The following is a 12918-nucleotide window of genomic DNA, read 5'->3' on the forward strand; positions in this document are numbered from 1 at the left end:
AAAAACATCAGTAAGAAAGCAAATTACAAGATTTACAGTGCTTCGGGTCAGTTAATCTCAAGCGGAATCATCTTAAACAATAAGATCGACGTAAGCAGACTAATCAACGGACTTTATGTAATAGACATTGATGACGTAAAAGGTACTGCTCAGAAAAAATTCATTAAGGAATAATCAAAATTAATTGAATATATTAAAGAAAGGCTGTCCAGAAATGGGCAGCTTTTTTTTGATAGCAGATTATGAAATTTCTTTGATGATTTGAAAATTTTCATATACGATTGAGCCTGTTTTAGGTAAATTATTAAACTGGTTTATAGTTTATTATTTAATTATTGTAAAATTTCAATACTAAATATTTTGGATATATCTAAAAACATTTTATATTTGCACCACTGAAAACAACGATATAATCGAAGTTTAGGGAGAGTTGGCAGAGTGGTCGATTGCGGCAGTCTTGAAAACTGTTGACTGTAACAGGTCCGGGGGTTCGAATCCCTCACTCTCCGCTAGTATTAAATGTAAACCTACTGATAATCAGTGGGTTTTGTTTTTTTGTTAAAGTTTTCTTCCCCACATTTTCCCTACATTTCTTGGATAACAAAGATAATGATTTCTTATTATAGCACCTCATTTAGCAAATTTTTAGGGTTGAAATTGACTGTTGTGTCTCTCGAAAAATTCCCAAACTAAAAATATTTTATCTTTTTTCAAATAAATAGAGATAAGCCCGATTTCAAATATAGGGGGCAGTATCAAAATCTACATAAAGGGAGGGGGCTTGTTTTTCATATAGGTAGTTGTTTTATACATAATAATTATAATCTGCTATATTTTTAATATAGTAATATGAAAATCAATTAATTAAAGCATATAACATGTCAGTTATGTTACCACATTACATACATTTAAAAAAATCCCTCATGTGATAATGAGAGATTTCATATTATGTAAAAAAATAGATAATTACCTATACTTGTTTCTTAATACAAATATTGGAAAATCCTTTTTAAATCCTTTATAGTGAATTGAATTTTCTTTCAGTCTGGTAGTAAACCTATCTTTGAAATCACTTTCAAAGATTGTTGGCTTAATGTAATCTTTTAAGTCAGTCATTTGAGTATCTGAAATCCTCTTTTCCAAAATACTGACTAAAAGGTCTGTTATCATACTTCTTAAATCGGGAGCTAAAGCATACTTTATACTGAAATTACCAAGTTCATCACACTTTACTGATATTGTGCAAAAAGGTGTTAAACACTGGTAAATTGTTTCTCTGTCTATATAGTTGCTATCTATTCGTAATCGTAGTTCAGAAGAGTCTAAATAACCTTGTAAACGGTCTATTACAGTCACAAGCTCATAATATTTGTCCCTTAACTTTTGATTCCTATTTTGAACCTCTATCGATGTGTATTTTTCAATATTCCAATTTCTATAATTTGTTTTAAAATTATAAGCAAACCTCGTTAAGGTAAATAGAAAATATGTTTTGTCAGCTTTATTCCACTCTTCAATAATTAATTTATCTATGTAGCCTTTTTCTTTAAATCCAGCCTCGTGCAAAGATTTTTCAATGTCTTCGTAATATATCTGTGAAAAATAGCTTACACCTCCAAATTCAGTAATTCCATGTTGTTTTAGATAATATAATACCACCCTAACAAGTGGAGGGTGGTTTATAGGGAATAATGATTGAATATCATACTGTTTCTGAATTACCATCAAAACAAATCTTATTGTAAATAGTCAAAGTAATTTACCCCATCTTCATCAAATGATTGAGAGTAATCGTATGGAGGAAATGTTACTATATCCCTCTCAAATTCATCAATAGGAAATAACCAAGTGTGGATTTTCGTATAAATTCTACTCAGCATTGTCTTGATTATTTCCAGTCTTGCCCTGATTTGTTATTAAAGCTCCTATAATTCCAGCTCCTACAATTAAGATAACTACAATTAAAATGGTGTTATCACCACCATTATTGCTGGGTTTTTGGTAACCAGTATCTTTTTTAACGTAGCTTCCATCTGGTTGTTGGTTGTAATACTGGTCTACATCAATTCTTTCACCTTGAAAAGAAGGACTATTATCATCTTGTGAGCTGAATGGGTCAACATCACTATTTTGAGTATTACTTTGCTCATTTACAGATTGATTATAGTTTCTGTTTTCAGAAGGTGTTGCAGGTTGGTAGACATCTTCAAACTTTACTACTTCCAGATTTTCAACCATTTCCTGAGACTTTTCTAACTTTTGACCGATTTTACTCGGTTTATTGTTTTTCAAAATCTCATCAACTTCTCTCACACTCTCACTTTTGGTGTCCTTAATCCCAATTACAGGGTCAATTCCAGAAGGTGACTGATTGTAATAGTCTTGCTGGGTTTGTGCATTGGTAAGACCTACAAACAACAGTAATGATAATAATAACTTTTTCATATTCAGTGATTTTAAATTATTATTCTTTGTCTAAAAAGATTTGGGTAGTAGTATTGTTTATCCATTGAATTTGGGTAGGACTTATTTTTTTGAATTTATACATTCCCCCCGAATTTCCAGCTATGATTGCGAATTCATAGTATAAGTCTGAAATATCCTCGTTCACCTTTGATGTTTGTCCTGTACTGGCTGTTTGTTGCAATACACTTTTCCAGCTAGTATATGGAGTTACCAAAATAAAGTCATCTGAAGTGAATTTGAAATAAGGATTTGCACTGCCTGAGATTTTCCAACTACCCTGAATCCATGCAGGAGGATGAAAATATTGAGTTGTTACAGGATTGTTTTGTTGTAATGAAGAGTCATCATCATTATTAGAACAGCTGAAGAAAGATACAGTCATTATAGCTGCAAGAAATAAGCTTCTCATATCAAATAAGTTTATTGTTTGTAAAATTAATTTTAAATAATGTTTAAAAATTACGGTTTACCATAACTGCATAAAAAAAGCGTGGAACTGATTCCAAGCTTCGTTAAAAAGGTATTTGGCGTAACCTAACAAACCAAAGCACAGCGGAACAGCCCACGCAGAGCGTGAGTGCCACTTGATTTGCTCGGTTTGTTATGTTTAAAATCGCCAAATTTTATTTAACAAAGCAAATAAGTCTAACACTTATTTAATTATCGTTGATGTCAATGACAAATATATTACTTTGAATTAAGTTTTTCAAATCTATTTCTTGTAAAATAACTTTTGTGTTGTTTAACAATGATAAAACCCTTTTCATGGGAGTTCCTAATACTGGAATCCAGCAACAGAAACATCATAATAAATGCTTTAATTATTTATTTGAGGTTTAACTCTGTTTTCTTCTAACATCATTGATTGAATAAGTTTCTTCAAACTAGTTCTTTCAGCCCAATATTCAGTTGTCATAATGCTGTCATGTATTGTAAACAAAGGCATTTTAGGGTATAACTGGTTCAGTCTTTTGGTTATTACATCTAAAATACAATGAGCTTCTTTGTTTTGCATTAATTTACTTAGATACTTGTAATTATTCTTTTTCAATTCTTTCAGGAAATCAGAAAAACAAGGAAATTTCTTATCAAATACCTTAAAATCGGAATCATTTCTATATAAGTAACCGTTAGTATCAATATAGAAAAGTCTTAGAATGAGTTTCTTGGTTAGTTCTCTTTCGTTTTCATAAGTAACTGTCTTCTTTTCCTTATTTCTCCCTTTTCCAACCCACTCATTCCTTGTTAAAGACATTTCCCTTCCCTCAAACAAAATCTTGGACATTTCAGTATAAAAGTCACTGTTTAGAATCCAGTATTTAATTTTGCTGTATTCCTTCCGAAACCCCGATGAATATAAGAGATATTTAAGATTCTCGAACATTAGGGTACCTACTGTATTATATATACTCTCTATTAATACTATCAGAAAGTAAGGTTGACTACATCTAACATCAAAATTAACCAGTTTATCTCCCTTAAATCTGAGGTAATTTCTTAATTTTTTTGACAAATTTGTCAAAGGAGTATGTAGTCTATTATCAGAAACTTTATTTCGAGTAAACCAAAACTCTTTATTTTTAAGTTTTTCGACTCCAAATAGATAAGATTGTCTCTTTAAAAAGTTAGGCTCTTTTTGAGCTTCCAAAATAGCTTGTTGGGAATCAATTTCCAGACCTTCATAAAACCATTTAACTAGATGGGAACATTTTTCATCTTTGCCAGTGAACTTTTCAATAAGTTTAAAGTTTTTTAACTTTTGAAGGCTGCTTATATCCATTTTTACAAATTCCTTACAATCAATTTCTAAATCGTAGATGAACCTGAAAGAATTTGCTCTGTTCTTGTCTTTAGAGTAAATTCTCTTTTCTAGTATTCCATTATCTGTGAAATATCTAAAATACTTTCTATAATTATAGGAGTAGTGTTCCAGTAATTTGGAATCCAGAGAAACAAATCCCCTGAAACACTCATCACAATCAGGGTCTGAAAATCTCCTAATGGCAATTAGATGAAGAAAAAAATATGCTAAAGAATTGTTAAACCTGAATGACGGTTTGTTGTTTGAAATTGAGTTCTCTAATTTACTGATGATAAATTTTGGTAGAGATATAAACTTTGTGATTTTTGCAGGTCTTTTTTCAACACCTTGCTTTGTCTTAGTATTGTTCATTTTTGACTTCTTTATTTAAAAAGAAGGTCTGAACCTCTTGAAAGAAATTCAAGACCTTTTATTTTGATTTTAAAACTTAATCCGAATCATTGAGAATACTCTCTTTGAAGCACCTTTGAGTAAGGTCTCTAGGTTGCTAGCCTCTAAAGGCTTCTATAGATTCATTTTTTTTAGTTTATAGGTATAAGAGCCTTTTGTATATCAGGGTGCTTGTAATATACCCTGTCTCCAACCCCAAAGGATTTTATTCTTCCTTCCTTTGTCCATCTGTACAAAGTACTTGCACTTACTCCCAAATATTTAACTGCCTCTTCCCTTGTATAAATTCTATCTTCATTAACTATTTTTGCTTCGAGCCAATGAGAGAACTCTACAAGTGCATTTTTCACTTCCTCTCTAATGATTTCTTGAATGTTTTTGGTGTTTGTTACGATAATTTCACTCATAATAAATTTTGTTTTTAATGTTTATAAATATTCTGCTAGCGCTAAGGATTGTTGTTCTTCTATTTTACCTATGTACTTTAATAGCATAGCTTCGGATGAATGCCCTGTAGCTCTCATTAGCAAAGGAGTGGGTATTGTTCCAAAATTATTAGAAGCAAAACTTCTTCTCCCTGTATGACTGCTAATTAACTTGTACTTTGGATAAATTCCTTTTACTTTTCTTCTTTTGTTTTTCGTGGAGATAGAAGTTTTAATCTTTGGAGAATCTTCTTTAGATAAATCAATTGATAAACTGCCTTCAACTTCTTCATCAATACCCACGTACTCACAAACTTTTTTTATATGCTCGTTGTATCGTGGCTCAGACATCTTTCTGGGAAAACTCCAATCTCTTTTCTTTAAGATTTTAATAATCTTTTCATGCAGTGGCAATAGAATCTGTTTTTTAGTCTTTTCTTGAGTGAATTCAATAAAGTCTCTCTTTTCTCCTTTAATAAGTTTCCTGGTTATCATACTGGTGTTAAACCTCATAAAATCAGAAATCCTCTGCCCTGAATAGCATGAAATCAAAAGCCAGTCTTTTGCTGTTTCCAGATGTTCATCCGAGAACTTACTTTTCTCAATAAGTTCAAGCTCCTGCTGAGTAAGTATGACAAACATTGTTTTTTCGGTCATACATTTGATTTTGTTTAAGCCGTGATAAATGGGATAACCGTTGGATTGAGCATGATACAGAATCGTTTTAATGAATTTAAAGTTTCTTTCAAAGTAGTTGATTCCATATTCCTCGCTCAAACAATGCTTCTCAAAATCATTCTTAAAATTAACATCTATATCAGTTAGTAATAAACTCTTCAATTTTTTACATTTGATATAATGCTCAATGATGGTTTTTATGCTTTCTACCTTAATCACATAGTCTTCACTTATACTGGAACCTTTAGATTTGACAAAAATATCACAGTAGTCTACAAAGTTTTGTTTGCTTAAATCTTCTGTTTCTGTAACAACTGGAAATATCAACCCTTTCAAAGTTTGTGCATCAAATTGCTCTGAGGTTTTGTAGCTATCCTCAATTTCCTTCTTTAATTCTGCTAATCTGTAGTTGACTTTTGTATTTTCCAGAATCCTGCTTTTTATGTCAGCACCCCTTGTGGTAATCATTTTGCCATTTCTAATTTCTTTGAAACTTTCCAATAGATAACCTTCTTCCGAATTCCAATCCGAAAGACTTGTTGTTTCTTTAGTAGTTGAGATTAAATCGAGCCTTCTCCCAGCTCTTACACGAACATAGATTGCGTTTAACCCTTCTTTAGGGTTTTTAATTAAAAATCTTACTCTTAACATAAATATTATTTAAAAAATTGTTTTCCTATATATTCTTTAACATAGAGGGTGAAGAATTCTTTAAACTTTATTTAAAAGTTCACAGAGTAAAAATCTGCACCTTTGGTGATTCGTTAGAACCTTGCTTGTTAGCCGAATCATTGTTCCACCTTTTCCAGTTTGGTCTGGTAGGTTGGCATAACATAAATGAATACTTATGTTAACTCTATAGATTCAATGAAAGAACATATTCTGTATCTAAATTACGGATGCAAATATACGAAAATTCATTGAATTGTACAAATTTTTAACAAAGTTTAACTTAAAACATTTTGTCAATTTAATTAATCTATTATATTATAGCCAGATTAGATAATCTAATAAAAAAAACAAATATTTAATACTCATTGTTATTAAGAAGAGAAAAGGTATCTTTACCCACTGTTTCCCCACATTTGTGATTAGATATACATTTATATAAATACTCATAACCTAATAAAATCTATCATAATGTTGATTAACAGGGCATAAAAGGTAATAATTAACTTATAAAAGTCATCGTATTAGAACCTCACTCTCCGCCAGGTTAGAAACCAAAATAAGTTAAAACGCTGTAAACATCAATGTTTACAGCGTTTTTTGTTTTGTGCTTGTATCAAAGGAAAATTAAGATGGAAATACCTAATTTCTCTTTATGCAAACTTACATCTAACATCGTCTTATATCTGAAACTATATATAATCTTTTGGATTCAAAACGCTGTATTTGCTGATATTTGTTTTTGGATCTTTAGTAAAATAAGACAATGTTAAATGTGTTTAATTTGATAAATTCTTATTAATGTTAAAGTTTTATCTATCAGAGCTTGGTTTCTACTTTAATTTTTCAATATCTATTTCTTTTTTTTAATGATTGATTTATAAAAAAATCCCTTGATAAAAGCAAGGGATCTGTTTAAGTTTTATTTCTTAATAAATTTCATGGATTTGATAAAATCTTTATCTTTATAAGTTCTGACATAATACACTCCAGGGATGAAATCTCTTACATCAATTTTGTCAGTTTCATTTTTTATGGTAACTTTTTTTACCATTCTTCCTTCCGCATTAAATATTTCAATTTCATTAATGTTAACTAAAGGTGAGGCTATTGATATGTATTGTGTTGTAGGATTTGGAAAAATATTAATAGAGTTTGCTTTTTCAACTTCATTTACAGACAAAAATGTACAAGCGTTTGAATTGAGTAAGCTGGCTCTTGGACCTGCTAAAGTATTTGTTTTAATTATTTTTTGGTCATTAGTAAATAATGCCATTTCGCTATCGGTAACATAGTCCATAAAGTTCATAAACATTGCTCCGTTTGCGGACCATACGCAAGTGTTTGTGTTATCCGGAAAAACATTTCCTCCGCCATGAGCATCGTCAATTGCAGGTGTATCTGCACATCCATCATCATTATCTAATGTGCCGCATAAACTACCGTCTTCTCCCCACGGATGAAGAAATCCAAAATAATGTCCTATTTCGTGTGTTGCAGTTCTTCCACCGTTGTAAGGATAAGTGGCTGTACCTGTTGTTCCAAAATAATTATGTCCAATTGCTAAACCATCCATAGGAAAACCCGCTGCGTCTGGCAAATAAGCCCAACCTAAATATGGGCTTGGCATATCTCCAACCCAAATATTTAAATATTTTGTAGGATCCCATGCTAGAAGACCTGATGACTGATAGTAATTGTTAGCAAAGTTAAAATTCGAAGGTACTTGTTTTCTCTCAATACCATTTGTAGGGGAACCATCACTTTTTTTAGTTGCTAAACAGAAAACCATTTCCATATCTGCTGCAAAAGGTTGAAAAGCTGTAGGAACAACGGTATTAAAATCAGCATTTAATTTCCTGAAATCGGCGTTTAAAACCGCAATTTGCGAAGCGATTTGTGCGTCAGAAATATTTTGGCTAGGATCATTTGCCTTATGCAAAACGTGTACAACAACAGGAATTGTAACCACAGTCTGGGGAAGTTTAGCTGTATTGTTTTTTGAGGTCAAATAATTTCTAAGATCTTGTTTTTTAGCAAGTGCATCAGGATTTTTTGCAAAAAAATCATTCATTTTTTGGTCTGTTCCACAAACTCTTTGTGCACTTAGATTTGCAACAATACATACTGCAAGTGTTAAAATATATTTTTTCATTAAAATTAATTATTTTGCTAAATTACTATGTTTTTTATGTTTTTACCAAATTAAAATTAAATACTGATTTTAAAGATTTGAAATTGCAGTACTAAATCTATTTTCTCAATTTTGAGTGAATGTCCAGACTGTTTTAAACATTATACTATTTTCTTCTGTGTCCGCCACCTACAAGAATAATTTTCACAGAAATTAAAAATAGACTAAAATTATCAGTAGCTAAATTTTTAAACAGATCCCTAATCGTTAATGAAATTTAACGTACTTAAAATCAAAAAACTTAATATATTTATCGGAGTTTTTTAATATATCAGTTATAGTTTTTAAAATTATTTTTTTTGTTAAACAAAATGTTTTTTATTTATTTTTGGTAAATATTATTTCTACTTTATGTCATTACACTTTAATCCGAGAGATATCACATGGCTTGCTTTTAATGAAAGAGTTTTACAGGAAGCGATGGATGAAAATGTGCCTCTTCATCTTAGGATCCGTTTTTTGGGTATTTTTTCTAATAATCTTGATGAGTTTTTCCGGGTGAGAGTTGCCGGGCTTAAACGTGCAATGGATTTTAAAGAAAAAATAATTTCAGAATCATTTTATCAGCCGCCTTCAAAAATTCTGCAAAAAATAAATGACATTGTCATCACACAACAACAGCAGTTTGATAAAACCTGGAAAAAAATTCAGGCAGAAATGGCTGAACAGCATATACACATCAAAACTTCAAAAAATCTTTCAGCAAAACAAAAAGAGTTTGTAAGAAAGTATTTTGATGAAATGGTAGAATCTAATGTGATTCCTATCCTAATGCATGAAAACACTCCTATGCCGTATATGAGAGATAAAAGTCTTTACTTGGGTGTTGCCATGAGAAAAAAAGACTGGAATTATCAAAGTAATTATGCTATCATAGAAATTCCATCCCGTTTTGTAGGAAGATTTGTCTTATTGCCAACAGAAAATTCCGAAGAGAAAAATGTTATGCTTTTAGAAGATGTCATTACTTTCAATCTTCCGCATATTTTCTCGTATTTTGGATATGATGAGTTCGCTGCAAATGCATTTAAGGTAACAAAGGATGCAGAAATGGATCTTGATAATGATATCAGAACAAATTTTGCTGAAAAAATTGAAAAAGGTCTCAAAAACAGAAGAAAAGGAAAGCCTACACGATTTGTATTTGACAAAGATATGGATAAAGCTTTGCTGGAATTGCTGATCAGAAAGCTGAATTTGAGCAAAAAAGACAGCATTATTCCTGGTGGAAAGATTCATAATTTTAAACATTTTATGGATTTTCCTGATGTGTTTGAAAAATATGCAAAACCTGTTGAGAGAACTTCATTTACACATCCTGATTTTGAACAAGGCGAAAGGATTACTGATGTTATTCTGAAAAAAGATGTTCTTCTCACTTTTCCATACCATACCTATACTCCGGTAATTGATCTGCTGCGTGAAGCTGCGATGGATCCCGATGTGAAATCTATCCAGATTACAGCGTATCGTTTGGCAGATAATTCTAAAATAAGCAACGCTTTAATTTATGCTGCCAGAAATGGGAAAGAAGTAACGGTAATGCTTGAGCTTCAGGCAAGATTTGATGAAGAATCTAATCTGAAATGGAAAGAAATGTTTGAGCCGGAAGGAATTAATGTTCTCATCGGAATTCCAAATAAAAAAGTACACGCTAAACTTTGTGTTATAAAGAAAAGAGCTAACAATAAAACGCTTCAGTACGGGTTTATAAGCACCGGAAATTTTAACGAAAAAACGGCAAGGATTTATGGTGATCATTTGCTGATGACTTCAGACAGAGGAATAATGGCTGATATTAATAAAGTTTTCAATGTTCTGAAGAAGCCAAAAGAAGATTATCTGCCTGTTCTCAAGACTTGTAAAAGCCTGTTGGTGTGTCCGGAATTTATGCGGGAAAAAATAGAACATCACATTAATAAAGAAATTGAAGAAGCTAAAGCAGGCAGAAAAGCCGAAATGATCGTGAAAGCCAATTCGGTAAGTGATCGTGCATTAATCAGTAAACTTTATGAGGCTGCAAAGGCAGGAGTAGTGATTAAGATGATTGTAAGGGGTATTTATTGCGCAGTTAATCAAAAAGATTTTAAAGAAAAAATAAAAGCTATCAGCATCGTAGATGAATATCTGGAGCATGCACGTGTGATGTATTTTTACAATAAAGGAGCCGAAGATATCTACATTTCGTCTGCGGATTGGATGACAAGAAATCTTGATTACAGAATTGAGGCTGCAGCAAAAATCACAGATAAGAATCTAAAAAAAGAATTAAAAGATATTCTGGATATTCAACTTAAAGATAATGTGAAAGCAAGAATTCTTGATAAAAAACTGAGAAATGAGTATATAGAGGATGATAATAAAGAATGCCGTTCACAAATAGAAACTTATAACTATTTGAAGTCTAAAGCATCAGAAAATATCAAAATCCGTAATTCGTGATTTTTTATCTTAATAAGATTATCCTTCATTTGTGTGATTGTTAAATTTTATACAGATTAATATTTCATAACAATTTGGTAAAGAAATTGTATAGCTAATAATATTAATTAACAAAAATTAACAGCTATGAATATTTCTTTTTACGATTTTAAAAACCTTCCCAACCAGACTCAGTGGGATATTGCTATAACTGAAGGTAGAGTAATGAACGAAAGGATGTTGGATTCCCTGAAATATGTTTTATATGAGTTATCTCATTTTACAGTAGAAATCATATACAATACTGCAAAAGATAAAATGGAGGGATTGAATGTTTATCCCAATCAGGCAGTTTACGCAAATTTCTAGAAGTGCAGTAAGCTGTTATATTTATAATTTAAAGAGAGTTTCGACTCTCTTTTTTTTTGAATTAAATAGATTAAGTGTCTGTAATAATTTATAACAACATGTTTAAATATTGTATAATTGAGATGATTATTTTTATAACACATAAAACTCCAATGGCAAATGCAGTACACTTTTATTCATTTATTATAAAAAAAATCGGAAGAAAATCTTCCGATCATTTGCCGGATACCCGGCTTACTTTTAAAAATAAATGATTATTCCAAAGGTCTTCTTCCTGATATAATATTGTAGAGAACTACAATAACTGCAATAACTAATAATACATGAATCAAATAATTTGTACTGATTCCCGGAATGATATCTAACATTCCTAATAACCATACAACTATGCAGATCACTGCAACAAGCCATAATACACTTTTCATAATAATATTTTTTTAAGGTTGATTTATTATTTTGTTAGCATATTTTGTGCCTTTTTTAATTATAATACTTTTTTACAAGATTTCAGGCTGCATTTTATCGTATATGAATATATATAAAAATTAAACCCCGCCAGTGTTGGCAGGGTTTAATAAAAACACAAATGATGAAAAAAAAATTTTCGAGTCAAAAATACTATCTTTTTTTGTGACTAGCAATATTTTTATCAATAAATATTATTTTTTTTTACCTTTATTATTATTTGACAGATTTAAAATCAAATAAAAGTGATAAAATTTAGTTATCATATAAGTTTGGCAAGATTTATGATAGGTGTTACAGGCTTATAAAGGAATAATTTCTTGTATTATATAAAAAATGAATGATCAAATTTTTATCTTTTATGAGTGATATAACATTTAGTGGATTTTGTAATAATTTTAAAACACAAATTTTTAATGAAACACAAAAAAGTTCCCGGCGTTCCCAATCAGATTAAAGGAGGTTATCATGATACAGAAAATAAGGTTACATACCCAAACTCTGAAGATTTAGAGAAAAGCTTTAATACAGCTAAAAAGAAGCTTTTTGATATTAATAACTGGTCAAATTATACATCTGATGTTATAGCGGAATTTGTATTATGTGATCAGGAGGGCATTGTAGTAGAAAGAGATCCGCAAATAGGAGATTACGTAAAAATTCTTTTAAAGGCTAAACCCAATCCGCAAAAGAAAGACTACATCTGGGTACGGATTGATATGATAGATCACAGCAATCCTAATTCTTTAATGATGCAGATGAGACCATCAACATTACCAGGAAATCAATTTGGAGGAAATATTATGCATTTTTATTCTTCAGGTTCTACCTTAACTTTTATAGTTTCCAAAGGAAACAATTATGTAAAAGCGGCAGTTTATGGACGTAATGAAAAAGCAAATACGAATACTGATTTATTATCTGGAATCAAAAATAGATTAACAGCATTGGGTGCAAGATTCGGGAGTCAAAAAATTCAATGGAAAACTTTTACTGAAATGCTTTTAAATAATAAATAA

The 12918-nt window shown here is 30.8% G+C and carries 12 protein-coding genes, 1 tRNA gene and 1 riboswitch; of the genes, 5 read left to right on the plus strand and 8 right to left on the minus strand.

Features of this window, described 5'->3' with window-relative positions:
- Positions 1-6: 6 nt before the first annotated feature.
- Both AC0NBN_RS12810 and AC0NBN_RS12815 read left to right on the plus strand, forming a co-directional pair.
- A complete protein-coding gene (locus AC0NBN_RS12810) occupies positions 7-174 on the plus strand; it encodes a T9SS type A sorting domain-containing protein (protein WP_474467544.1) in 168 nt (55 codons plus the stop codon).
- Positions 175-424: 250 nt separating this feature from the next.
- Positions 425-509 (plus strand) — tRNA-Ser (locus tag AC0NBN_RS12815).
- Between the two features lie 457 nt (positions 510-966).
- Here AC0NBN_RS12815 and AC0NBN_RS12820 read toward each other — a convergent pair.
- The 7 genes from AC0NBN_RS12820 to AC0NBN_RS12850 form a co-directional block, all read right to left on the minus strand.
- Positions 967-1725 (minus strand): hypothetical protein, encoded by a 759-nt coding sequence (locus AC0NBN_RS12820; RefSeq protein ID WP_160813970.1) that lies wholly within the window; start codon positions 1723-1725, stop codon positions 967-969.
- 144 nt (positions 1726-1869) lie between these two features.
- Positions 1870-2445: a hypothetical protein gene (locus AC0NBN_RS12825; protein ID WP_160813971.1), complete on the minus strand. Its 576-nt coding sequence runs from the start codon at positions 2443-2445 to the stop codon at positions 1870-1872.
- Positions 2446-2464: 19 nt separating this feature from the next.
- Complete coding sequence (locus AC0NBN_RS12830) at positions 2465-2875, minus strand: hypothetical protein (protein WP_160813972.1); 411 nt, start codon at positions 2873-2875, stop codon at positions 2465-2467.
- Between the two features lie 408 nt (positions 2876-3283).
- Positions 3284-4639, minus strand: coding sequence for a hypothetical protein (locus AC0NBN_RS12835; protein WP_160813973.1), 1356 nt, complete (start codon positions 4637-4639; stop codon positions 3284-3286).
- Positions 4640-4688: 49 nt separating this feature from the next.
- Positions 4689-4807, minus strand: a riboswitch (SAM-I-IV-variant riboswitch).
- 2 nt (positions 4808-4809) lie between these two features.
- Positions 4810-5085, minus strand: a complete 276-nt coding sequence (locus AC0NBN_RS12840) for a helix-turn-helix domain-containing protein (protein ID WP_160813974.1) — start codon at positions 5083-5085, stop codon at positions 4810-4812.
- A 21-nt stretch (positions 5086-5106) separates the two neighbouring features.
- Positions 5107-6432 carry a phage integrase SAM-like domain-containing protein gene (locus AC0NBN_RS12845; RefSeq protein ID WP_160813975.1) on the minus strand — a complete coding sequence of 442 codons (1326 nt, stop codon included), beginning with the start codon at positions 6430-6432 and terminating at the stop codon, positions 5107-5109.
- 940 nt (positions 6433-7372) lie between these two features.
- The gene (locus AC0NBN_RS12850) at positions 7373-8605 is read right to left on the minus strand and encodes a zinc-dependent metalloprotease (protein WP_143885132.1); all 1233 of its coding nucleotides are present in this window, start codon (positions 8603-8605) and stop codon (positions 7373-7375) included.
- Between the two features lie 390 nt (positions 8606-8995).
- Between AC0NBN_RS12850 and ppk1 the strand changes: the two genes are divergently transcribed.
- Both ppk1 and AC0NBN_RS12860 read left to right on the plus strand, forming a co-directional pair.
- The gene (ppk1, locus tag AC0NBN_RS12855) at positions 8996-11086 is read left to right on the plus strand and encodes a polyphosphate kinase 1 (RefSeq protein ID WP_160813976.1); all 2091 of its coding nucleotides are present in this window, start codon (positions 8996-8998) and stop codon (positions 11084-11086) included.
- Positions 11087-11212: 126 nt separating this feature from the next.
- A complete protein-coding gene (locus AC0NBN_RS12860) occupies positions 11213-11434 on the plus strand; it encodes a hypothetical protein (RefSeq protein ID WP_160813977.1) in 222 nt (73 codons plus the stop codon).
- A 254-nt stretch (positions 11435-11688) separates the two neighbouring features.
- Here the strand turns inward: AC0NBN_RS12860 and AC0NBN_RS12865 are convergent, their stop codons facing one another.
- The gene (locus AC0NBN_RS12865) at positions 11689-11859 is read right to left on the minus strand and encodes a lmo0937 family membrane protein (RefSeq protein ID WP_143885129.1); all 171 of its coding nucleotides are present in this window, start codon (positions 11857-11859) and stop codon (positions 11689-11691) included.
- A gap of 456 nt (positions 11860-12315) precedes the next feature.
- Between AC0NBN_RS12865 and AC0NBN_RS12870 the strand changes: the two genes are divergently transcribed.
- On the plus strand, positions 12316-12918 hold the full coding sequence (locus AC0NBN_RS12870; RefSeq protein WP_160813978.1) for a hypothetical protein: 603 nt from the start codon (positions 12316-12318) through the stop codon (positions 12916-12918).

The organism is Chryseobacterium sp. L12, assembly GCF_056133985.1.

Bases quoted from the DNA above. Each gene is read 5' to 3' on its own strand.
- AC0NBN_RS12820 (WP_160813970.1), bottom strand. From the start codon at position 1,725: ATGGTAATTCAGAAACAGTATGATATTCAATCATTATTCCCTATAAAC.
- AC0NBN_RS12825 (WP_160813971.1), bottom strand. From the start codon at position 2,445: ATGAAAAAGTTATTATTATCATTACTGTTGTTTGTAGGTCTTACCAAT.
- AC0NBN_RS12830 (WP_160813972.1), bottom strand. From the start codon at position 2,875: ATGAGAAGCTTATTTCTTGCAGCTATAATGACTGTATCTTTCTTCAGC.
- AC0NBN_RS12835 (WP_160813973.1), bottom strand. From the start codon at position 4,639: ATGAACAATACTAAGACAAAGCAAGGTGTTGAAAAAAGACCTGCAAAA.
- AC0NBN_RS12840 (WP_160813974.1), bottom strand. From the start codon at position 5,085: ATGAGTGAAATTATCGTAACAAACACCAAAAACATTCAAGAAATCATT.
- AC0NBN_RS12845 (WP_160813975.1), bottom strand. From the start codon at position 6,432: ATGTTAAGAGTAAGATTTTTAATTAAAAACCCTAAAGAAGGGTTAAAC.
- AC0NBN_RS12850 (WP_143885132.1), bottom strand. From the start codon at position 8,605: ATGAAAAAATATATTTTAACACTTGCAGTATGTATTGTTGCAAATCTA.
- ppk1 (WP_160813976.1), top strand. From the start codon at position 8,996: ATGTCATTACACTTTAATCCGAGAGATATCACATGGCTTGCTTTTAAT.
- AC0NBN_RS12860 (WP_160813977.1), top strand. From the start codon at position 11,213: ATGAATATTTCTTTTTACGATTTTAAAAACCTTCCCAACCAGACTCAG.
- AC0NBN_RS12865 (WP_143885129.1), bottom strand. From the start codon at position 11,859: ATGAAAAGTGTATTATGGCTTGTTGCAGTGATCTGCATAGTTGTATGG.
- AC0NBN_RS12870 (WP_160813978.1), top strand. From the start codon at position 12,316: ATGAAACACAAAAAAGTTCCCGGCGTTCCCAATCAGATTAAAGGAGGT.